The following is an 18931-nucleotide window of genomic DNA, read 5'->3' as shown; positions in this document are numbered from 1 at the left end:
CATCAGAAATTAAGGTGGACTAAATGCCCAGCGCACTTCACGATAATCGTTGAACGATGCGCCATTTGGCGGTTTTGGGAAAGGCGCATAAACTTGGATTGCACGTTCGATGGCTTTATCCCATTTCGGATCGCTACTGGCTTCAATCAAATCAATTTTTTGAATTTCGCCGCTTGGTAAAAGATAAATTTTGTATACCACGCGCGGTTTTTTGCCACTGCTGCCAGGGTAATTGGCTTTTTGGGCAATTTCTTGACCAATACTGAGTGCATAGGCTTCGCCTAAACCGCTGCCTTTTCCTTTACCAGCGCCACCCGTTGCATCCACCGTATCACCGGTGCCACCGGCTTTGCCGCCAACTTTTGCGTTAGGATTTGGCTTGTCGCTTTTACTACCGCTTTCAAGCATATTGTCGAATGACAGTGCACTTTCTAATTCGCTTTTCGGCTTTTTCACTTCCGCTTTTTTTGGCACAGCTGTGGGTAGTGCTGTTGTCTTTGGTTTTGCGCTTGGTGCCACGGTTGGCTTAGCCGTCGGCGCTACAGTCGGTTTTGCCGTTGGTGCAAGCGTAGGTTTCGCTGTCGGCTTGGCTGTTGGTTTTGGTTCAGGCGTGGCTTTTACTTTTTCAGTGACGATGTCTGGCGCTTTGACCGGAACTGGAATGGGTTCAGGCTTCGGCTCTGGCACTTTAACTGGCTTGGGCTGTTCGATCTGTTCGCTGGCGACCGGAGCAGGCGGTGGAGCACCCCAGAGTTCGACGACCACCGGTTCCGGTTTTTTGGTTTTCCACTGCACTGAAAACAGCAAAAATCCAGCTAACAGCACGTGCATACCGACTGCCAGTACAAAAGACAGTCCTTGCTGTTCGTCAGGATAATTTGAGCGGTTTGGATTCATTACTTCTGATAGACCTGTAGACCGACACGCGGGATTTCGGCGATTCGCAGCGCGTCGGTGGTTTGCATCACGATTTCATAGCGAACATTTTTGTCGGCAGCAATGACAACAGGGCGCTCAGTGCCAGCGGCGGCGTCGACTTTTTCTTTGATCGCGGCTGCTAGTGCTTTGGCATCAGAAAATGGCGTGCTGTCTTTGCCATCTTTGAGCAATAAAGCACCCTCTTTGCTAATCTCCACCGTCATTGGATTACCAGTGACTTGTTGGCTGGATTTGCCAGCCGACGGTAATTCGACCAAACCCGATGGCATGCCGGGCGCGGCGACCATAAAGATCACCAGCAGCACCAGCATCACATCGACGTAGGGCACAACATTGATTTCATTTTTAACGCGGCGAGGGCGACGAGCCATGGTTCGCTCCCTTATTTGCCGATTTGGCGTTGCAAGATATTCGAAAATTCTTCGATAAAGGTATCAAAACGACCCGCTAAACGATCGACATCGTGTGCAAAACGGTTGTAGGCCACAACGGCTGGAATTGCAGCAAACAAACCAATCGCCGTGGCGACGAGCGCTTCCGCAATATGCGGTGCAACGGTGGCGAGCGTGGCTTGGCCGACATTACCGAGGCCTTTGAACGCGTACATAATGCCCCACACGGTTCCAAACAAACCAATATACGGGCTGACTGAGCCGACTGAAGCGAGGAAAGACGTGTGTTTATCCAGATGATCGAGTTCACGTTGGCAAGACGCACGCATCGCACGGCGCGAGCCTTCCATCACGTCCGATAATTCCATGCCTGATTTTTGGCGCAGTTTTAAAAACTCGCTAAAACCCGCCATATAGATTTTTTCCATGCCAATTGCGTTGCGGCTGTGTTTCACGTGCTCGTAGAGGCCATTCAAATCCGAACCGCCCCAAAAGCGATCTTCAAATTCATCAGTGTGTTTTTTTGCGGTGCTGATGGTGAAATGCTTACTAAAAATATGCCACCACGACATAAACGACAGTGCCAGTAATAACACCATCACCATTTGCACGACGATACTGGCTTGTAATACCAAGCTAATAATCGACATATCTTCAACAGGTTGCATGAATCTAAGCTCCAGATGGGCTGTGAGTTGAATAAGAATTGAGTTTCGAGCCAAAACGCGCTAAAAAGTTTAATGATTTTGCCTAAATTTTCTTCATGATAATAGCGTAATTGTGATTAATTACGGCAATTAGCCGAGAAAACGAAAAAATGACGATTGAATAAGGGCGAGGTGGGGCGTTGTGCTGCGGAGGGAGGGTAAAAGTCGGAAATCACAGCACTTGAGATTTCCGATGGTCTTAGCTGGACGGTTTTATTAATCCGTTTTTGGCGGCGTAAGCCCGAAATGTTGGTAAGCACTGAGGGTTGCCATGCGCCCGCGGGGGGTGCGTTGCAAATAACCTTGCTGGATTAAGTAAGGCTCAATCACTTCCTCGATGGTGTCAGACGATTCGCCAATTGCGGCGGCGACGTTATCAAGGCCGACTGGGCCACCAGCGAATTTATCTAAAATCGCCCGTAATACTTTTCTATCCATCACATCTAATCCAGCGTGATCGACGTCGAGCATTTGCAATGCGGCATCAGCAATCGCTTGCGTAACGATGCCATCGTGGCGAACTTCGGCAAAATCGCGAACTCGGCGCAGCAGGCGGTTCGCAATCCGTGGCGTGCCGCGCGAACGGCGCGCTACTTCAAATGCACCTTCGGCATCCATTTCGACTTTCATCAAACTCGCTGAGCGCGTCACGATGCGGGTGAGTTCTTCTGCCGTATAAAATTCCAAACGCGCCACAATCCCAAAGCGATCACGCAGTGGATTGGTCAACATCCCTGCGCGCGTGGTTGCGCCGATTAAGGTAAACGGCGGCAGGTCGAGTTTGACTGAACGTGCCGCAGGGCCTTCGCCGATCATGATGTCGAGTTGGAAATCTTCGAGCGCAGGATAGAGAATTTCTTCGACAACCGGAGAAAGTCGGTGAATTTCGTCGATAAATAGAACATCGTGCGGCTCAAGATTGGTGAGCAGTGCCGCTAAATCCCCAGCGCGCTCCAAAACGGGCCCAGAGGTTTGTCGCAAATTGACGCCAAGTTCGCGTGAAATAATGTGCGCCAGCGTCGTTTTTCCCAATCCCGGTGGGCCAAACAACAAGACATGATCGAGCGCTTCGCCGCGTTTTTTTGCGGCTTCGATAAAAATTTCCAGCTGCCCACGCGCTTTCATCTGCCCGACGTATTCATCGAGCAATTTCGGCCGCAAGGCTTTTTCTTGCGCATCTTCGGTTTTCGACTGCGCGGTGATGATGCGATCAGGCGGCGGGGCAGAAAAAAGTGAGTCAGTTTCGATCATGATTTACTTTGAGTAATGTATTTGATTGTAGGCATTGAAAATCAAGGACTACAGTTCAATACTAGCCTTTCGCCAGCGCTTTCAACGCCATCCGAATTCCTGTCGACACATCAGCATCTAAGGGGAGTGTTTTCATTGCCATATTGGCTTCGCGCTCGTTGTAGCCGAGTGCGAGCAAGGCATTGAGGATATCACTTCGATCGTCGGGTGTGGTGGCAAAGGGTAGGCCGCCCGGGGTGCTGGTCAGGCCGCTGGTGGCGAGTTTGCCGCGGAGTTCGAGCACCAAACGCTCGGCGGTTTTTTTGCCGATGCCGGGTACAGTTGAGAGGCGTTGGATGTCCTCAGCGGCAACGGCGCTGGCTAGCTCGTCGGAGCTCATGCCAGACAGAATCGCCAATGCAATTTTTGCGCCAATGCCAGACACTTTGATCAAGCTGCGAAAACTATTGCGCTCGTCTTTGCTGGCAAAACCGTATAGCAATTGTGCGTCTTCGCGAACGACCAAATGCGTGAATAGCGTGGTTTTTTCGCTCAGATGCGGCAGCACATAAAATGTGCTCATTGGCACGTCGATTTCATAGCCGACGCCATTGACGTCGAGCACGATGTGCGGCGGCTGTTTTTCGATAATCAGGCCAGTGAGACGTCCAATCATGTGCGCAATTCCTCTTTAGACTCGCAAAAGTGTTATTGCATTGTTGCGTTGCGATAAAACTTTTGCACGAGTGGGTTAATTGCATGCAATTGTAGCCGCATTTTTGGACGTTCGTTCACTTTGCTGCAATCAAAGTGCAAATTTGCGCTTTATGCTAAGTCGTGCGACTGAGATTTGGCATAAAGAACTGCAAATCCGGCGACGATGATCATCGCCGCACTGTACGCCGCCAGCACATCGCTAAAGTGATGCACGCCCAAGCCAACTCGCGCCAAGCCGCAAATCAATGCCGTCACAAATGCGATGGCATAATATTTTCGCGCTTTGGCGAGTTGGCGCTGCGAAAAAATCAGCGCCAAAATGAAGGGCAAAGCCCAAGCGACCATCGAATGCCCGCTGGGAAACGAGGGGCTGCTGGCGTGGGCGAGGTGTTCTAGTTCAGGCCGTGGGCGCAGCACGCTGTATTTGATGATGCCCGCCAAACTCCAACTGGCGACAACGGCCAGCGGCAAGCCATACGCGGCGGCGCGGTCTCGCGACCAAAACCATAAGCTAAAGCAGAGCGAAATCAATAGTGAGCCGGGAAAACTCGCCAGCAATGCCAGTACTCGGCTCAAAGCAATCCAGACGGGATGCGCGTTATACAGCGTGTGGCTCATACCTTGGTCGATTGCATTGAGAAAGGGCGTGTCAATCGCGGCGGTGAGCGCCAGCAAGGCAATCAGACCAGAAAAGGCCAGCCACTTGAGGCGACGCAGCGTATCAGGCGCAATGGCGCTATGCCGTAAACTAAAATTCCGCATCTGAAAATATTCCAAATCAATGAGCTGCGGATTCTAGCGAAGCGTCGTTGCGGGGTCTGGGTAATAAGTCACAGCGATTAAAACCAAGCACCGCCATGTGCGCCGATGACGCCGCCGGCAACGGTGATTAGGCTCAGCGTGAGTAGGCCGTAATGCAATCGTTGCAAAAGTGTCATCGTGCCTGCAGGATCGATTTGGGCTTTGCGATGGAGTAGTCGATGTATTAGCCACGGCTCTAATACAAACAACATCAGTGTGAAGATACCCCATGTAGCAATCATCGCCCATAGCCACCAAGTATCAGCAAGCCGTGACCAACTACCGCTGAGATGCAGCATCATCAAACCCGAAATCATCGCGATTTGGGTACTGAATTTAGCTTGCAGACCGAAACGGTGTTCGAGTTTTTCAAACAGCGCATAATCGTTGCCGCTACGACGCAGCGCGGGAATCAAGATGATTGTCACAAACGCCACGCCACCGATCCAAAATACAATCGCCAACACATGCAAGCCGCGCCAGAGTGCGTAATCGTTGAGGGTCATGGGCTTTGCCTTAAGGATGAATGATGAGTCGTAGGCCGAGAGCGATAAAAATTGAACTCGCAATTCGATCTAGCCATGCACTGGCCGATGCATGTTGGTTTAAGTAACGTCCAATGTATCCGGCAAAAAAACCGAGCGTACCAAAGAGCAACATGGCTTGTAACGTGAAGATGACGCCTAATTGCAGGATTTGCCAGCCTGCATCATGACGCGCGCCATCGACAAATTGTGGCAAGAAAGCCAGAAAAAACATCACCACTTTTGGGTTGATTGAATTGGCAAAGACACCGCGCCAAAACAACTTGCCCGCGTTTTCTTGGCTGCTATTGGTGGCGACGGTGGCGCCACCTCTACTCTTCAGCGCCAGCCAGCCTAAATAAATTAGATACAAACCGCCAATGATCTTGAGTGCGGTAAAGGCCACTGGCGATGCAGCAATCAAGGCACTGACGCCCAGCGTGGCGAGCAAGGTGTGGCTTAAGCAGCCTAATGCGCAGCCCATTCCAAATGCCATGCCGCGTAGACGACCCCGCGTTGCGCCGATGCTCAATACCATCAAATTATCAGGCCCGGGCGAGAGCGTAATCAGTACTGCTGCGCTGAGAAAGCCGAAGAATTGTTCAGGTGCCAGCAGCATAAAAATCTCGTCAATGAATTGATGGTTTTATTTTATTCATATGTATATAGCTGCAGAAATTATCTAGTATTGGCTAGCATCAAATACCCGTACTTATGCCATCCGACCTCGTTTCATCGATAATTGATATTCCATCAATTTTTTGGCGATGCCGCCGCTGTGTTGCGCGTGGGTAAGGGCGACGCCGAGCGCGTCGGCGGCGTCGGCTTGCGGCACGCCTGACAGGCGTAAATGCCGCTGCACCATCAGACCCACTTGCTCTTTATCGGCGTGACCATTGCCGACGACCGCTTGTTTGACTTGCAGTGCGGTGTAGTCAGCCACAGGCAGGTTAGCCAGCACCAAGGCTGCGACTGCCGCACCCCGCGCTTGACCAAGCATCAGCGTGGCGGCGGGATTAACGTTGACGAAGACTTGTTCGACTGCGGATTCATTCGGCTGGTAAGTACGGATAATTTCGGCAATGCCATCGAGGATGATTTTAATGCGCTCCGGCAGCGGCCCACCTTGGGTTTTGATACAGCCTGAAGCGACGTAAATCCGATTTTGCCCAACGACATCAATAACGCCAAAACCTGTGGTGCGTGAGCCGGGGTCGATGCCGAGTATGCGCATTAGTCGATCGACGTCGTTTGGCGCTCGAACGTCCAAGTGCGGGTAATCACGAGGATTTGCGCGGGTTTACCTGCCGCATCGAGCATGTCGGGCGGCAGTTTTTTGAACGGTGACGACATTTTCAAAATTCGCACCGCAGCTTTATCGAGCTGTGGATTGCCAGAAGATTTGTCGATTTCTGCGTGGATGAGTCGGCCATCGGCGGCGATTTCAACGGTGACGCGCAATTGCCCATATATTTTATTCCCGTTCGGATCGACAGGATAAGCGAGCGTGCCGACTTTTTCGATTTTTTGCCGCCAGTCGTCCATATACATCGCAACGCTGGTTTGTTTGGCGCGCGCACCGACAAAGGCTTTGCGCGGTTTGCTTTGATAGGCGTGATTTTGTTTATCAATTTGCGCGGCTAAACCCGCCATTTTGAGCTCTTGTTGCTTTCTCTCTTCTGCTTCTTTTCCGCTGCCTTCCGGTTTTTCTGGCGTGTTTTTACTGTCTGATTGCAAGGTGGTGGTGTTTTTGAGTTGAGTCATCAACTGCGTAGAGCGATCTTCGAGCTGTTTTTGCTGCGCTTCGACTTGCTCTAGCTCGGGTGATGGCGCGCGGCTATCGGCAGGTAAGGCGGATTTTACGCGGTGATTCGCCGCATCAGTATTGCCGCCGCCGTCGAGGTCGGCTTGAGCCTCAACATCTGTTTTTGTCGGCTTGCTCTTGGTTTTTTGGTTCACCAGCACAATATCAAGTGGCTGCTGCGATAGAAATTGTCGTGGATCGGGCATGACAAATTTAATGCCAAAAATGGGAAAGGCGTGCGCAATGATTGAAAAACCAATGGCAATTGCCATAAAACGATCCCGCCGATCCATGCTGTTTCCTTAATACGCCGTAACTTTATAACCGCGTGAGTGTAGCACAGCCGACCCAATGCTTAGGCGGCGCGCCGCTTCAAGAGTGAAGCGGAGTACAATAAAGGAAACACTTATTGATAGAGGCTAAGACATTATGCTCCGAGTTATTTTAATTTCTGCATTACTAGCGTCACCGGCAATTGCGGCAGAAGATGGTGCAAAAGTGGCGGCAAAATACAACTGTTTAGCCTGTCATTCAGTCGATAAAAAAATTGTTGGTCCTTCGTACAAAGACGTTGCTGCTAAGTACAAAGGTCAGAAAGACGCCGAGGCAATGTTGATGGCAGAAGTGCGCAAAGGCTTGCCTGGCGGGAAGTGGGGCAAGATTCCAATGCCTGCACAGCAGATTGAAGAGAAAGATCTGCGGGTGATTATTCGTTGGGTTTTGGCTCAGTAAGCAAATAATTTAACAAAACTGTGATAAATGGTGTATTGCATAACAATGAGTAGTTGATTAAGCTGCTGACCCAATTTACCTAGTTTCATCTTTTGTAAGTGCTGATTAGCAGCGATTACAGTAGTTTTCGATAAGCGAGAAAGAATCATGGCCAAGCTCACAGAACAAGACATCATCGGCTGGAAAGGTTCCGAAGATGATTATATGAATGCGGACCAGCTCGAGTTTTTCCGCGAGCGTTTATTGCAAATGAAAGAAGAATTGGTCATCAATGCCACGCAAACGACCAATCATTTGCAAGAGCAAGAAGCGACCCCTGATCCGGCCGACCGCGCTACATTGGAAGAAGAGTACGCATTAGAGTTGCGCACACGTGATCGTGAACGCAAATTGTTGCTGAAAATCGATTCAACCATTCGCAAAATTGACGACAATAACTACGGCTTCTGTGAAGATACTGGCGAGCCTATCGGTCTATTGCGTTTGTTGGCACGCCCAACTGCGTCATTGACGGTAGAAGCGCAAGAACGCCGCGAACGTCAGAAAAAGCAATACGCAGACTAAGATGAGCCAAGCTGCGCTCGCGCAAGCGAGCGAACTCATCACCAATACCCGCGCTCGCGTTACACCGGCGCGGGTTAATATTTTGGCTGTCTTGCTGTCGGCACAGCGCCCGCTGTCGCATCAAGACGTGCTTGCTGCGCTTGAGCCAGAAGCGGATCGGGTCACGGTTTACCGTGTCTTAGATTGGCTCACCGACATGGGCTTGGCGCACAAATTATCGGGTGACGACCGCGTATGGCGGTTCTCAGTGGCCTCAGCGCCGCATCAACATGCACATTTTCAATGTACTTCTTGCGGGCGGTTCTATTGCCTAGAGCATGTGAGCAACGATTTATCTCTCACCGTACCACCTCAATTTTTAGTCAACGCGGTTGAAATCACGGTTAAAGGCGTTTGTGCCGATTGCCTGAAGTAATTCTTCGCGCAATTGAATCCCTTTTCAGTAAATCTCTTTCTCATTCAAAGCAATTGGCGCTTTGGCGCCATTAAAATCTGCTTTTTCGCGGCATTTGCTCGTTTGTAGCGGGGAATTCCTTGAATTGGCACGCATTTGTCGCTAATCTCTTCCTTTCGAAGAATAAATGCCGCAAGGCCAGCCGCTGGCAGGGAAGATTATGCAATATCAAACCGACGACGTCCGTATCCGCGAAATTAAAGAACTCTTGCCGCCAGTCGCGGTGATTGAGAAATATCCAGTTAATGAACTCGCGTCGACGGCGGTGTTTGAAACCCGCCAAGCGATTCACCGCATGCTCAACGACCAAGACGACCGTCTATTGGTTATCATCGGCCCATGCTCAATTCATGACACTAAATCGGCCATCGAATACGGTCACCGTTTGGTGAAATTGCGCGAAGAATACAAAGATCGCCTCGAAATCGTCATGCGTGTGTATTTCGAAAAACCACGCACCACCGTGGGCTGGAAAGGTTTAATCAACGATCCATTCCTCAACGGCAGCTTTAACATCAACGAAGGCTTGCGTATCGCACGTAAATTGCTGGTTGATTTAAACAATATCGGCCTGCCAACGGCGGGCGAATTCCTCGATATGATCACGCCGCAATATGTGGCTGATTTGATGAGCTGGGGCGCAATTGGCGCACGGACGACTGAATCGCAAGTGCATCGTGAATTGGCATCGGGTTTGTCTTGCCCAGTGGGTTTCAAAAACGGCACCGATGGCAATTTGAAAATCGCATTTGACGCGATCAAATCAGCCGGTCAACCGCATCATTTCTTGTCGGTAACCAAATACGGTCATTCAGCGATTGTAGCTACCGGCGGCAATCCAGATTGCCACGTGATCTTGCGTGGTGGTAAAGCGCCGAATTATGATGAAACGCATGTTCGCGCAGCGAGCGCCGATTTGGCTGCGGTGGGCTTGCCACAAAAAATCATGATCGACTTTAGCCACGGCAACAGTAGCAAAGATTTCCGTCGCCAAATGGTCGTGTGCAACGACACTTGTACCCAAGTCGCTGCGGGCAATAAAGCGATTTTCGGCGTGATGGTCGAAAGCCATCTGGTCGAAGGCCGCCAAGACGACAATTCGGGTAAAGAATTAACCTACGGTCAATCGATTACCGATGCTTGCATTAGCTGGGAAACGACGGAAGAGCTCTTGCTGAATCTCGCCAACGCCGTAGCCCAACGCCGCGCTCTGGCGCATTTGGAATAATGGTTTAGGCTGATTATCTGCAGAATAAAAAACCCGCTTCGGCGGGTTTTTTATTGATGTATTGCTTGCTAGGCTTTGATTTAAAAAGGCTACAATTAAATACATAGTCATGCAGTATTCTGTCTGTTTCTGCCGACTTGTCGCCTGGCATGAAATATGAAGCGGTGAGCGTCAGCCCGCAAATTCCCGTTTTAATAAACCAAACTGCACAAAATCATGGAACTGGCCGCCCCAAAAGCCGACTTCACGTAATTGACCTTCATGGGTAAATCCGAGCTTGGGCATCAGTTTGAGCGATGCAGTATTGTTGGGGTGAATTTGCGCTTCGATGCGGTTTAAATCCATTGCGGTAAAACCATATGACAGAATTGAGACTAAGGCTTCTTGCATAAATCCTTGCCCCCAAGTCGATTGCGCTAATTCATAACCGACCATCGCGCTATGCCACGCGTGATTCCAGCGAAATAATCCACAGGTGCCGATCAGTTGCCCATTTTGCTCAATGCCCCAGCGAATACCCGAGTTTTCCTCGTCGCGCCAGCGAGTAAATGTTTCAATTAAAGCGACGGCTTGGTCTGGTTCGCTCATCGGGTCGGCGCCGAAATAGCGCATGACATTCGCGTCACCATGAATAGAAAAAATCGCCGCTGCATCAGCAGCGACGATTTCGCGTAGAACTAAGCGCTGCGTTTCCAGTCGTGGAAAATCGCTCATTTTGCCCATTGGCTAAACGGTGTAATCGAGAGCGCGCTGTTGTAGTAGCGCGTATCGCCTGAGACCTCTGCGCCTAACCATGCCGGCTGTGGATAAGCCGCATCTTCGCTGCTTAGCTCCAACTCGGCGACGATGAGTCCGGCATTCGCGCCGTGGAATTCGTCGACTTCGAAAGTGTGGCCATCTACGTTGACCAAATGGCGGGTTTTATCCAGCACATTCGGGCAGAGCTGCAGCATCGCCAAAGCATCGGCAACGGGGATGGCGTATTCAAACTCGGCGCGACTGATGCCAGCATTTTTGCCTTTGATGGTTAAAAATGCCGCTTCGCCCTTGGTACGAACGCGCACCGTGCGCTCTGGGTCGGTGCACAAATAGCCTTGCGCAATGCGCGTACTATGGCTGATTTGCTCACGCCATGCATCGCTGGCAACGAGAAATTTGCGTTCAATCTCGACCGCCATTATTCCACCGCCTGCTTGATGGTGGCGTTTTTGCTCAAGTGATTGGCACCATCATCGGCCTTATACACATTGCTGGCCCAATCACTGGTCAGTTCATACACGCCCCAATCGGCGTGTTTTTGATCCACCAAAGCTTTGCGAGCTTCTTCAACGGTGCAATACACCGCCATGCCACGGTAATAGCCTTGCGGGTCGAGTAGCTCTGGCGGAAATTCGGCGGGAAGATCCGCTTTTGCGGTGCGCCCTGGTGCCGGTTCGGCTTGTTGGCTTTTGAGGATTTCTTTAATTTGGTTGGGGCCAATGGCGTAGACGCCACATTGCTCGCCACTCGCGGCGGAGGTGCTTGAGGATTCGCCACAGGCGCTGAGTAAAGCAATCAACAAAACAGGCAACAAGGCTTTCATTTTTTGACCATTTAAAAAGGTTTTACAATCACCAACACTACGGTGGCGAACAAAACAAGCACGGGGAACTCATTAAAAAAGCGATACCACACGTGGCTGCGGGTGTTTTTTCCGGCGGCAAAATCACGCACAATTTGTCGGCACCATGCATGGTAAATGACTAACGAAGCTACTAAACCGAGTTTAACATGCATCCAGCGCCAGCCTTCACCGAGGTAAAAAGCATAGTAGCTCCACATCCACACGCCAAAAATCAGTGCCAAGATGCCAATCGGCGTCATAAATCGATAGAGTTTATGCGCCATTAAATTGAGCCGCGCCAGTTCTGCAGGTTCCGTCGCCATCGCTAGATTAACGAAAATGCGTGGCAGATAAAACAGCCCCGCAAACCAGCTAATCACAAATATCAGGTGTAACGATTTAATCCACAACATGGTCTTTCCTTTTTTAATCTGCGTTTTTCAACGTGGTGAATAAGCAATCAAGACCCATTGTAAGCAAGCGGCGGTTGCTGCACGCTGATGTTGCACAAACCGCCATACTTTTACTCTTTATTTAGATTTGGTTTTATTACTTTTTTTCGGCGCAAGACTCGTGGCTGGTTTTGCTTTAGCGGCTTCATAGAGCGGCATCACTACTGGCACTTTGGCTTGCAGCTCTGCAATCCGCGTATTGCTCGATGGATGGGTCGACATAAATTCAGGCCCGCTACCACCGCCTTGGGCTGCCATTTTCTGCCATAAACTCACTGCGGCATTGGGGTTGTAGCCTGCGCGCGCGGCAAGCTCAAGGCCGATTAAATCGGCTTCGGATTCGTGAGTACGGCTATTGGGCAATGAGTAGGTCACATCGACCAAGGCATTGAGTCCGCCGCCCGCCAAATCCTGATACGCATCGTATTTGCCACCGGTTGCAATCGATAGCAATTGCATACCGCCTTGCATCGCAATGGCTTTGCCGTACTCGGAGCTCATGCGCTCGCGGCCGTGTTCACGCAAGGCATGGGCGATTTCATGTCCCATGATTTGAGCGATTTCATCGTCAGTGAGTTTGAGTCGATCAATAATGCCGGTGTAAAACATGATTTTGCCGCCCGGCATGCAATAGGCGTTCAGTTCTGGGCTTTTTTCGACGTTGACTTCCCATTGCCATTTGGCCGCATCAGGGCGAAAAACAATGGTTTGCGGGATGAGTTTGTCGGCAATGACGCGTACTCGGCGCACGGTAGGGTCATTATCGGGGAGTAGTTTGCCTTGTTGATTGGCTTTTTTAATGGTGTCGGAATAGCTAGTAGCGGCCATTTGATCGACTTGTTCACTCGACAGCAGCATGCTTTGCTTGCGAGTTGCGCCGACGGTGCCGCCGCTGGTGGTATTCACCTGCTGACAACCTACGAGCAAGGTGGCGAGCAGAGCACTCAATAATAAACGCTTCATAGCAATTCCTTGCGTGGGTGTTCTAATTTAAATTTGCACCATCTCAAAATCTTCTTTGCGCGCGCCGCAATCGGGGCAAGTCCAGTTCATGGGAACGTCTTCCCATTTGGTGCCTGCGGCGATGCCATCTTCGGGGTGGCCTTCGGCTTCGTCGTAAATAAACGCACAGATTAGGCACATATATTTTTTCATCGGGATAAGTCGCTCAGAGTGGTTTAGAATTCTAATTTTACCGAACAAAGAAAATCTGTGCTTATGAATCCAACTCCACCCACCGTGCTGGTTTTTGCCGCCAACGATCCTTCGGGCGGCGCGGGTTTAATGGCCGATATATTGACCCTTGCCTCGCTAGGCTGCCACACGCTCCCGATTGTGACCGCAATGACGGTGCAAGATAGTGCTGGGGTACAAGAATTTCACGCCGTCGACTCTGAAATTGTCGATGAGCAAGCGCGCTTTATTTTAGAAGACATCAAAATCGACGCGATTAAAGTCGGCATGGTCGGCAGCGTCGAAAATCTGGCCGTGATTGCTGAGATTGCGTCTGACTATCCTGATATCCCATTGATTTTGGAACCCGTATTTAGTATGGGTCGCGGCGAAGAATTGTCGAATGAGGAATTGATTTCGGCGATGCGTGAATTACTGATCCCGCACACGCTAATCGTTACGCCAAACCACACTGAAGCCCGTTTGCTGGCGTCAGACGATCCTGATGAACAAGAAGAAATTCCGCTCGATGCCGCAGCGCAGCGCATTTTGGAATGTGGCTGCGAGTATGTGCTGATTGCCGGCACGCATGAAAAAACGCCTAAGGTCGTTAACACGCTGTATAGCCGCTTAGGCCGCGTGCGGACGGATCAATGGGAACGACTGCCCGGTAGCTATCACGGCGCGGGGGCAACGTTGGCTTCGGCTATTGCGGGCGCGCTGGCCAATGGTGTCGAGATTGCTGATGCGGTTCGTGATGCGCAAGACTATACGTGGCAAGCGCTTTCGCAAGCATTTCGTCCGGGAATGGGCCAGTTTATTCCTGACCGTTTGTTTTGGGCGCGCAGCACTGAAGAAGAAATTGCCGAAGAAATCGCGACCGCCGCTGCGGCCGCAGAGTTTGAGCCGCCAGCCAAATTGCAATAATCGAGCGATGTGTTTCACGTGAAACACATCTATCGCTCCTGTTTGGATTTCCCCTATGTCTTTACCGCAAGTCATCATCTTGAACGGCACCAGCAGTTCAGGCAAAACCAGTATCGCCAAAGCGCTGCAAGAATTGCTGCCGCAGCAATACCTGAACTTTAGTATCGACAGTATTTTGTATGCTCTGCCTGAAACTGATTTGCAGCTCATGAAACAAGGCAAAACAATCACGCGCGCGGGCTACGATTGGCCGAGCTTAGTGCGAGGCTATCATTATTGCTTGCCCGCCTTGTTGCAAGCGGGTTGCCATTTGCTGATTGATAATGCGTGGTGTGATCGCAATGAAAAACGCGAATTGCTGACTGAGCTGGCAGGTTACTCGGTGGCGCTCATTGGCGTTCAATGTGATATTGAAGTCGCGCAGGCACGTGAACAAGCACGTGGTGATCGGGCGATAGGTTTGGTCGAATGGCAAGCGCCAATTGTTCATCAAGACATGACGTATGATCTTGACATTGATACGACGAGTATTGAGCCGCAGGCATTGGCTATAAAGCTCTGCGATCAGATACGTCATCAAGCGATGTGGCGTGGTGCGGTTGAAACTTTAGAGCACTTGAATATCTACAATTAAGGAGCAATGCTGTTAAGGTCTGTTGCTTCCCTTCCCCATTGCAAGGAAATGTCATGTTCGATTATTACCAGCTCACCGTTCCTGTTTATACTCGCGCACTAAAGCAGCTAACCCACATTCTGGATAAAGCCGCTGAGTACGCTGCAACGAAACAAATCAATGACGAAACCATGCTGGGTCTGCGCCTTGCGCCGGATATGTATAATTTGACCAAGCAAGTGCAAATCGTCTGCGATAACGCTAAATTTGCCGTGGCAAGATTATCGGGTACGCAAGCACCGAAGCATGAAGACAATGAGAAAACATTCGCTGAGTTGCAGTCACGCATCGCGGCAACCTTGCGATTTGTGAGTTCTTTACCGCAGGCGGCTTTTGTTGATGCGGAGAAGAAAACTATCACGCTGCCGTTTATGCTAGATAAGCCAATGACGGCCGAGTTTTATTTGCTATCGTTTGTGCAGCCGAATCTCTACTTTCATCTCTCTACGGCCTACGCGATTTTGCGTAGCAATGGGGTTGATGTGGGTAAAAGTGATTTTATCGGCGCGATGTAAATTCAGCGGTCAGAAGGGAAAAAGAGCACGGATCCGTGCTCTTTTATTTTGTGGTGTGCTGTGGGTGCAATAAGTGTTGGCGCAGTGCTTCAACTGATTCTAAGCGCGCCGCTTGGGCGATTTCTTGTTCGCCGTCTGGGCTGATTTTATACAGCCCATATCGCATCGATTGCGGCTGGTTGGTGGTGCTCCACACAGGGTGAATGGCGTAGGTCATGATCGTGTCATCGCTTTAGCGCTTGGACGGGGAAATCTCGTTCTTCGATGCGCTTAATACCAATATCGTAACATTTTGCTTAAACTGAACTACCGTATATCCCCTAGATGCTGCATTGCGTCAGTCGACTGAAAACACCAGTGCCACGGCTCGTACACATAGCCAAATGGATTATCGCGTGGGAATGAAAGCGTAAAACCAAACTCATGAGCGTGCTGTTGCAGCCATGTAAATGCCGCCGTCGTTTCAAATGCTTCAGTCACCACTGGGCCACCCGGCGTAAAAATATCCACCGCCCTACCTGTATGATGCTCGCTGCAACCGGGCGGTGCGAGCACTTGCAGAATATCGTCGATGCCAATGCCAGCATCGATTTTGTTCTGAATCAGCTCAACTTGCCGCGAGCTAGCGCGATACGCCGAGGCGATTTTTAAATCAATTCCATCGCTGAAAGCGGCCGCTTGCATCGAGCACCACGCTTGCGCCGCGGCAGGCGTCAGCTGCCAAACGCGGCCGTCAATTGCGGCCTCGACATCGACCAGCTCGGTCGCCTCCTCAAAAACGCACAAGGCTTTATGCTGCAAGACTTCAGGCGCAATGCCGAGCTGCTGCCAGTAGGTTTGTAAATGCAAGGGTAAATTCATCGCTGACCTTATTGATGGAAGTGAAGTGGTTTTACACCTCACTCCTAACGCCTTTCGCCTCACTCATTAAAATCCAGGAAACTTAAATGCACTGCTAATCGGCTTGCCTTTGCGAGCGCGTTTGCCGATATACGGTGCCATTTCGTTTTCGTTCAGCACCCACTCAACCGCTTTGCCACGGTTGACGACATTAATCGTGAGCGTAATGCCATCGCAAATCGTGATCGCACCGAGCTGATCTTTGTCGTCCAGCGCCATCGTAATGACGCCACGGCCACCTCCGGTGAGTTGCTTGAATTCGCTGTACGGGAACAAATGCAATTTACCCGCGCTAGATAGACACGCGACAATCGATGTTTCACGTGGAACAAATGTCGTTACGCGTAGTAGTTTCTCGTCCTCTTCAAGCGTCAAGAACGCTTTACCCGCTTTTTGTCGGCTGAGCAGATTATCAAATTGGCAAGCAAAACCGTAACCACTTGAATTAGCGATCACCAACCATTCGCCCATTTTCGCCGCTAACATTTGTGTAATACGTGTTTTGGCGACCAAATCGACTAGGGTTGTCACCGGAACACCATCGCCACGCCCGCCAGGAACGACGGAGGCTTGAATCGAATAGACGCGACCATCACTACCAAACAGTGCAATTTGATCGACCGTGCGGCATTCAATCGCCGCCAATTGGCTATCGCCATCTTTGAAGGTCAGGCTTTGCAAATCAAGGCCATGACCTTGGCGGGCACGCAACCAACCTTTTTCTGACAGGATAATCGTTACTGGCTCATCGACCACCGCGATTTCGGCTACGGCGCGCTCGGCTTGTTCGATCAAGGTGCGGCGTGGATCGGCGTATTTCTTTTTATCGGCGTCGATTTCTTTGATAATTTGCTTTTGCATTGCGGCAGGATTGGCGAGCAAGTTTTCTAACTCGGCTTTTTCGGTACGCAAAGCCGTTAATTCTTGCTCAATCTTAATGCCTTCAAGGCGCGCTAATTGGCGTAGTCGAATTTCAAGAATGTCTTCAGCTTGGCGTTCTGATAAATTAAACGCTTCCATCAATGCCGATTTCGGTTCATCCGAATGACGGATGATACGAATGACTTCGTCGATATTTAGTAGAACCAGCAAGCGGCCTTCGAGGATATGAATCCTATCGTCGACTTGACCGAGACGATGCTGGCAACGGCGCGTGACGGTGACAAAGCGGAAGTCGATCCACTCGGCAATCAAATCACGCAGCGTTTTTTGCCCCGGGCGCCCATCGCGACCAATAGTGACGATATTGATCGATAAGCTACTCTCTAGGCTGGTGTGTGCCAGCAGTAGATTCATCAAATCATCTGAGCTTTGCCGTGATGATTTTGGTTCAAAGACCAAGCGAACTGATTTATCTTTGCCTGACTCATCGCGCACCCGATCAAGTACGCTGAGGATCAATTGTTTGGTTTGCACTTGATCTTGTGTCAGTGCTTTTTTACCCTTCTTCACTTTCGGGTTGGTGAGTTCTTCGATTTCTTCGAGTACTTTTTGGCTCGATGTGCCATGCGGCAATTCGGTGACGATCATTTGCCACTGACCGCGGGCGAGTTCTTCTTTTTCCCAACGCGCACGTACTTTCAAACTGCCGCGACCATTTTCGTAGGCGGTGGCGATGTCTTTATGCGACGAAATAATTTGACCGCCGCCCGGCAAATCGGGGCCTTGGATATAAGTCAGTAATTCAGCCGTGCTTAATTTTGGATTGCGAATCAGCGCGATACTGGCATCAGCGACTTCGCCTAAATTATGCGACGGCATTTCAGTCGCCATGCCGACGGCAATTCCCGATGCGCCATTGAGCAGCAACATCGGCAAACGCGCTGGTAGCAAGACTGGCTCTTGGAACGCGCCGTCGTAGTTCGGCGTGAAATCAGTGGTGCCTTTGTCCAGCTCGCCCAGTAGCAAATCGGCCACCGGCGTTAAACGCGCCTCGGTGTAACGATATGCCGCAGCGCCGTCACCATCGCGTGAACCAAAATTACCGTGGCCATCGATCAATGGATAACGCAGCGAGAAATCTTGCGCAATCCGCACCAGCGCATCGTAGGCCGATTGATCGCCGTGGGGATGGTATTTACCCAATACGTCACCGACAATCCGCGCTGATTTCATTGGTTTGGCCGTCGAGCTTAAACCCAGCTCGTGCATCGCGTATAAAATCCGCCGTTGCACAGGCTTTTGCCCGTCTTCGATTTGCGGCAAAGCACGGCTTTTTACTACGCTCATTGCGTATTCGAGATAGCTCTTCTCTGCGTAAAGCCCTAGCTGTACCGACTCACCATCATCGGGTACTGTCGAGACTTGCGTTTCAATAAAGCGACTTGGCCCACTGGGGCTTAGCGCAATCGGTTCAATCGGCGTTTCTACGGGGTCGAGCAAATCATCAGACATGGATCAAAGGCCAAAGTGAATCTAGGCGTGTATTCTAGCTGCCTGTGCGCTTAGGTTCAAAGCGCTAACGATAAACAAAATTATATATATTCGATTTCTGCTGCTCATGCTAATACTGCTATAGTTAAAAGTGATTTTTCATTTTGCTTTCCGAGCCTGATTTGACCCATAAAATATCTCTTCGATTTGCGGTGAGTTTTGC

26 protein-coding genes are annotated in these 18931 nt (G+C 50.5%); 7 read left to right on the top strand and 19 right to left on the bottom strand.

Annotated elements, in window-relative coordinates:
• Positions 1 to 9: 9 nt before the first annotated feature.
• From K4H28_RS14755 to K4H28_RS14710, 10 genes are all read right to left on the bottom strand, one after another.
• Entirely contained in the window at positions 10 to 897 is an 888-nt protein-coding gene (locus K4H28_RS14755; RefSeq protein WP_221005901.1) for a cell envelope integrity TolA family protein, read from the bottom strand.
• Positions 897 to 1310 carry a biopolymer transporter ExbD gene (locus tag K4H28_RS14750; protein WP_221005900.1) on the bottom strand — a complete coding sequence of 138 codons (414 nt, stop codon included), beginning with the start codon at positions 1308 to 1310 and terminating at the stop codon, positions 897 to 899. The genes K4H28_RS14755 and K4H28_RS14750 overlap by 1 nt, the downstream gene beginning before the upstream one ends.
• An 11-nt stretch (positions 1311 to 1321) precedes the next feature.
• Positions 1322 to 1999, bottom strand: a complete 678-nt coding sequence (tolQ, locus tag K4H28_RS14745) for a protein TolQ (protein ID WP_221005899.1) — start codon at positions 1997 to 1999, stop codon at positions 1322 to 1324.
• A 255-nt stretch (positions 2000 to 2254) separates the two neighbouring features.
• Positions 2255 to 3289 (bottom strand): Holliday junction branch migration DNA helicase RuvB, encoded by a 1035-nt coding sequence (gene ruvB, locus K4H28_RS14740; protein WP_221005898.1) that lies wholly within the window; start codon positions 3287 to 3289, stop codon positions 2255 to 2257.
• Between the two features lie 61 nt (positions 3290 to 3350).
• Positions 3351 to 3944, bottom strand: coding sequence for a Holliday junction branch migration protein RuvA (ruvA, locus tag K4H28_RS14735; protein WP_221005897.1), 594 nt, complete (start codon positions 3942 to 3944; stop codon positions 3351 to 3353).
• A gap of 149 nt (positions 3945 to 4093) precedes the next feature.
• Positions 4094 to 4747, bottom strand: coding sequence for a phosphatase PAP2 family protein (locus K4H28_RS14730; protein WP_221005896.1), 654 nt, complete (start codon positions 4745 to 4747; stop codon positions 4094 to 4096).
• A 77-nt stretch (positions 4748 to 4824) separates the two neighbouring features.
• Positions 4825 to 5292 carry a hypothetical protein gene (locus K4H28_RS14725; RefSeq protein ID WP_221005895.1) on the bottom strand — a complete coding sequence of 156 codons (468 nt, stop codon included), beginning with the start codon at positions 5290 to 5292 and terminating at the stop codon, positions 4825 to 4827.
• Between the two features lie 10 nt (positions 5293 to 5302).
• Entirely contained in the window at positions 5303 to 5929 is a 627-nt protein-coding gene (locus K4H28_RS14720) for a LysE family translocator (protein WP_221005894.1), read from the bottom strand.
• A 93-nt stretch (positions 5930 to 6022) separates the two neighbouring features.
• Complete coding sequence (ruvC, locus tag K4H28_RS14715) at positions 6023 to 6544, bottom strand: crossover junction endodeoxyribonuclease RuvC (RefSeq protein WP_221005893.1); 522 nt, start codon at positions 6542 to 6544, stop codon at positions 6023 to 6025.
• Positions 6544 to 7386, bottom strand: a complete 843-nt coding sequence (locus tag K4H28_RS14710) for an energy transducer TonB (protein WP_221005892.1) — start codon at positions 7384 to 7386, stop codon at positions 6544 to 6546. The genes ruvC and K4H28_RS14710 overlap by 1 nt, the downstream gene beginning before the upstream one ends.
• Positions 7387 to 7543: 157 nt before the next feature.
• On the opposite strand from K4H28_RS14710, the gene K4H28_RS14705 reads away from it, so the two are divergent.
• The 4 genes from K4H28_RS14705 to aroG all read left to right on the top strand — a co-directional run bounded on the left by K4H28_RS14705 (position 7544) and on the right by aroG (position 10092).
• A complete protein-coding gene (locus tag K4H28_RS14705; RefSeq protein WP_255573555.1) occupies positions 7544 to 7846 on the top strand; it encodes a c-type cytochrome in 303 nt (100 codons plus the stop codon).
• Positions 7847 to 7993: 147 nt separating this feature from the next.
• Positions 7994 to 8410 carry an RNA polymerase-binding protein DksA gene (dksA, locus tag K4H28_RS14700; protein WP_221005891.1) on the top strand — a complete coding sequence of 139 codons (417 nt, stop codon included), beginning with the start codon at positions 7994 to 7996 and terminating at the stop codon, positions 8408 to 8410.
• Position 8411: 1 nt separating this feature from the next.
• A complete protein-coding gene (locus K4H28_RS14695; protein WP_221005890.1) occupies positions 8412 to 8825 on the top strand; it encodes a Fur family transcriptional regulator in 414 nt (137 codons plus the stop codon).
• Between the two features lie 199 nt (positions 8826 to 9024).
• Positions 9025 to 10092, top strand: coding sequence for a 3-deoxy-7-phosphoheptulonate synthase AroG (gene aroG / locus K4H28_RS14690; RefSeq protein WP_221008070.1), 1068 nt, complete (start codon positions 9025 to 9027; stop codon positions 10090 to 10092).
• Positions 10093 to 10263: 171 nt separating this feature from the next.
• Here aroG and K4H28_RS14685 read toward each other — a convergent pair whose 3' ends face one another.
• From K4H28_RS14685 to K4H28_RS14660, 6 genes are all read right to left on the bottom strand, one after another.
• A complete protein-coding gene (locus K4H28_RS14685) occupies positions 10264 to 10806 on the bottom strand; it encodes a GNAT family N-acetyltransferase (RefSeq protein WP_221005889.1) in 543 nt (180 codons plus the stop codon).
• Positions 10803 to 11270 (bottom strand): CYTH domain-containing protein, encoded by a 468-nt coding sequence (locus K4H28_RS14680; RefSeq protein ID WP_221005888.1) that lies wholly within the window; start codon positions 11268 to 11270, stop codon positions 10803 to 10805. The genes K4H28_RS14685 and K4H28_RS14680 overlap by 4 nt, the downstream gene beginning before the upstream one ends.
• Complete coding sequence (locus K4H28_RS14675) at positions 11270 to 11674, bottom strand: DVU_2496 family lipoprotein (protein ID WP_221005887.1); 405 nt, start codon at positions 11672 to 11674, stop codon at positions 11270 to 11272. Before K4H28_RS14675 ends, K4H28_RS14680 begins: the two co-directional genes overlap by 1 nt.
• Before the next feature lie 11 nt (positions 11675 to 11685).
• Positions 11686 to 12108, bottom strand: a complete 423-nt coding sequence (locus K4H28_RS14670; RefSeq protein ID WP_221005886.1) for a CopD family protein — start codon at positions 12106 to 12108, stop codon at positions 11686 to 11688.
• A gap of 117 nt (positions 12109 to 12225) precedes the next feature.
• A complete protein-coding gene (locus K4H28_RS14665; RefSeq protein WP_221005885.1) occupies positions 12226 to 13110 on the bottom strand; it encodes a M48 family metallopeptidase in 885 nt (294 codons plus the stop codon).
• A gap of 27 nt (positions 13111 to 13137) precedes the next feature.
• Positions 13138 to 13290, bottom strand: coding sequence for a rubredoxin (locus K4H28_RS14660; protein ID WP_444542509.1), 153 nt, complete (start codon positions 13288 to 13290; stop codon positions 13138 to 13140).
• 75 nt (positions 13291 to 13365) lie between these two features.
• Between K4H28_RS14660 and thiD the strand changes: the two genes are divergently transcribed.
• The 3 genes from thiD to K4H28_RS14645 are packed head-to-tail and all read left to right on the top strand — an operon-like array spanning position 13366 to position 15435.
• On the top strand, positions 13366 to 14247 hold the full coding sequence (gene thiD / locus K4H28_RS14655; protein WP_221005884.1) for a bifunctional hydroxymethylpyrimidine kinase/phosphomethylpyrimidine kinase: 882 nt from the start codon (positions 13366 to 13368) through the stop codon (positions 14245 to 14247).
• Between the two features lie 55 nt (positions 14248 to 14302).
• Positions 14303 to 14881, top strand: a complete 579-nt coding sequence (locus K4H28_RS14650; RefSeq protein ID WP_221005883.1) for a chloramphenicol phosphotransferase CPT family protein — start codon at positions 14303 to 14305, stop codon at positions 14879 to 14881.
• A 53-nt stretch (positions 14882 to 14934) separates the two neighbouring features.
• Positions 14935 to 15435 (top strand): DUF1993 domain-containing protein, encoded by a 501-nt coding sequence (locus K4H28_RS14645; RefSeq protein WP_221005882.1) that lies wholly within the window; start codon positions 14935 to 14937, stop codon positions 15433 to 15435.
• A 43-nt stretch (positions 15436 to 15478) separates the two neighbouring features.
• Here the strand turns inward: K4H28_RS14645 and K4H28_RS14640 are convergent, their stop codons facing one another.
• From K4H28_RS14640 to parC, 3 genes are all read right to left on the bottom strand, one after another.
• Positions 15479 to 15652, bottom strand: coding sequence for a hypothetical protein (locus K4H28_RS14640; protein WP_221005881.1), 174 nt, complete (start codon positions 15650 to 15652; stop codon positions 15479 to 15481).
• 89 nt (positions 15653 to 15741) lie between these two features.
• Positions 15742 to 16296 (bottom strand): M15 family metallopeptidase, encoded by a 555-nt coding sequence (locus K4H28_RS14635; RefSeq protein WP_221005880.1) that lies wholly within the window; start codon positions 16294 to 16296, stop codon positions 15742 to 15744.
• A 66-nt stretch (positions 16297 to 16362) separates the two neighbouring features.
• The gene (gene parC, locus K4H28_RS14630; RefSeq protein WP_221005879.1) at positions 16363 to 18729 is read right to left on the bottom strand and encodes a DNA topoisomerase IV subunit A; all 2367 of its coding nucleotides are present in this window, start codon (positions 18727 to 18729) and stop codon (positions 16363 to 16365) included.
• Between the last annotated feature and the right edge of the window lie 202 nt (positions 18730 to 18931).

This window comes from Deefgea tanakiae (assembly GCF_019665765.1).
Lineage (GTDB): Bacteria > Pseudomonadota > Gammaproteobacteria > Burkholderiales > Chitinibacteraceae > Deefgea > Deefgea tanakiae.
This window is presented reverse-complemented; position numbering and strand designations above follow the sequence as displayed.

Coding starts and splice junctions, on each gene's coding strand:
- K4H28_RS14660 (WP_444542509.1), bottom strand. CDS start 13,290: ATGTGCCTAATCTGTGCGTTTATTTACGACGAAGCCGAAGGCCACCCC.
- K4H28_RS14705 (WP_255573555.1), top strand. CDS start 7,544: ATGCTCCGAGTTATTTTAATTTCTGCATTACTAGCGTCACCGGCAATT.
- dksA (WP_221005891.1), top strand. CDS start 7,994: ATGGCCAAGCTCACAGAACAAGACATCATCGGCTGGAAAGGTTCCGAA.
- K4H28_RS14640 (WP_221005881.1), bottom strand. CDS start 15,652: ATGACCTACGCCATTCACCCTGTGTGGAGCACCACCAACCAGCCGCAA.
- ruvC (WP_221005893.1), bottom strand. CDS start 6,544: ATGCGCATACTCGGCATCGACCCCGGCTCACGCACCACAGGTTTTGGC.
- K4H28_RS14720 (WP_221005894.1), bottom strand. CDS start 5,929: ATGCTGCTGGCACCTGAACAATTCTTCGGCTTTCTCAGCGCAGCAGTA.
- K4H28_RS14725 (WP_221005895.1), bottom strand. CDS start 5,292: ATGACCCTCAACGATTACGCACTCTGGCGCGGCTTGCATGTGTTGGCG.
- K4H28_RS14680 (WP_221005888.1), bottom strand. CDS start 11,270: ATGGCGGTCGAGATTGAACGCAAATTTCTCGTTGCCAGCGATGCATGG.
- ruvB (WP_221005898.1), bottom strand. CDS start 3,289: ATGATCGAAACTGACTCACTTTTTTCTGCCCCGCCGCCTGATCGCATC.
- thiD (WP_221005884.1), top strand. CDS start 13,366: ATGAATCCAACTCCACCCACCGTGCTGGTTTTTGCCGCCAACGATCCT.
- K4H28_RS14695 (WP_221005890.1), top strand. CDS start 8,412: ATGAGCCAAGCTGCGCTCGCGCAAGCGAGCGAACTCATCACCAATACC.
- tolQ (WP_221005899.1), bottom strand. CDS start 1,999: ATGCAACCTGTTGAAGATATGTCGATTATTAGCTTGGTATTACAAGCC.
- K4H28_RS14730 (WP_221005896.1), bottom strand. CDS start 4,747: ATGCGGAATTTTAGTTTACGGCATAGCGCCATTGCGCCTGATACGCTG.
- K4H28_RS14750 (WP_221005900.1), bottom strand. CDS start 1,310: ATGGCTCGTCGCCCTCGCCGCGTTAAAAATGAAATCAATGTTGTGCCC.
- aroG (WP_221008070.1), top strand. CDS start 9,025: ATGCAATATCAAACCGACGACGTCCGTATCCGCGAAATTAAAGAACTC.
- K4H28_RS14685 (WP_221005889.1), bottom strand. CDS start 10,806: ATGAGCGATTTTCCACGACTGGAAACGCAGCGCTTAGTTCTACGCGAA.
- K4H28_RS14665 (WP_221005885.1), bottom strand. CDS start 13,110: ATGAAGCGTTTATTATTGAGTGCTCTGCTCGCCACCTTGCTCGTAGGT.
- K4H28_RS14755 (WP_221005901.1), bottom strand. CDS start 897: ATGAATCCAAACCGCTCAAATTATCCTGACGAACAGCAAGGACTGTCT.
- K4H28_RS14635 (WP_221005880.1), bottom strand. CDS start 16,296: ATGAATTTACCCTTGCATTTACAAACCTACTGGCAGCAGCTCGGCATT.
- ruvA (WP_221005897.1), bottom strand. CDS start 3,944: ATGATTGGACGTCTCACTGGCCTGATTATCGAAAAACAGCCGCCGCAC.
- K4H28_RS14675 (WP_221005887.1), bottom strand. CDS start 11,674: ATGAAAGCCTTGTTGCCTGTTTTGTTGATTGCTTTACTCAGCGCCTGT.
- K4H28_RS14710 (WP_221005892.1), bottom strand. CDS start 7,386: ATGGCAATTGCCATTGGTTTTTCAATCATTGCGCACGCCTTTCCCATT.
- K4H28_RS14645 (WP_221005882.1), top strand. CDS start 14,935: ATGTTCGATTATTACCAGCTCACCGTTCCTGTTTATACTCGCGCACTA.
- K4H28_RS14670 (WP_221005886.1), bottom strand. CDS start 12,108: ATGTTGTGGATTAAATCGTTACACCTGATATTTGTGATTAGCTGGTTT.
- parC (WP_221005879.1), bottom strand. CDS start 18,729: ATGTCTGATGATTTGCTCGACCCCGTAGAAACGCCGATTGAACCGATT.
- K4H28_RS14650 (WP_221005883.1), top strand. CDS start 14,303: ATGTCTTTACCGCAAGTCATCATCTTGAACGGCACCAGCAGTTCAGGC.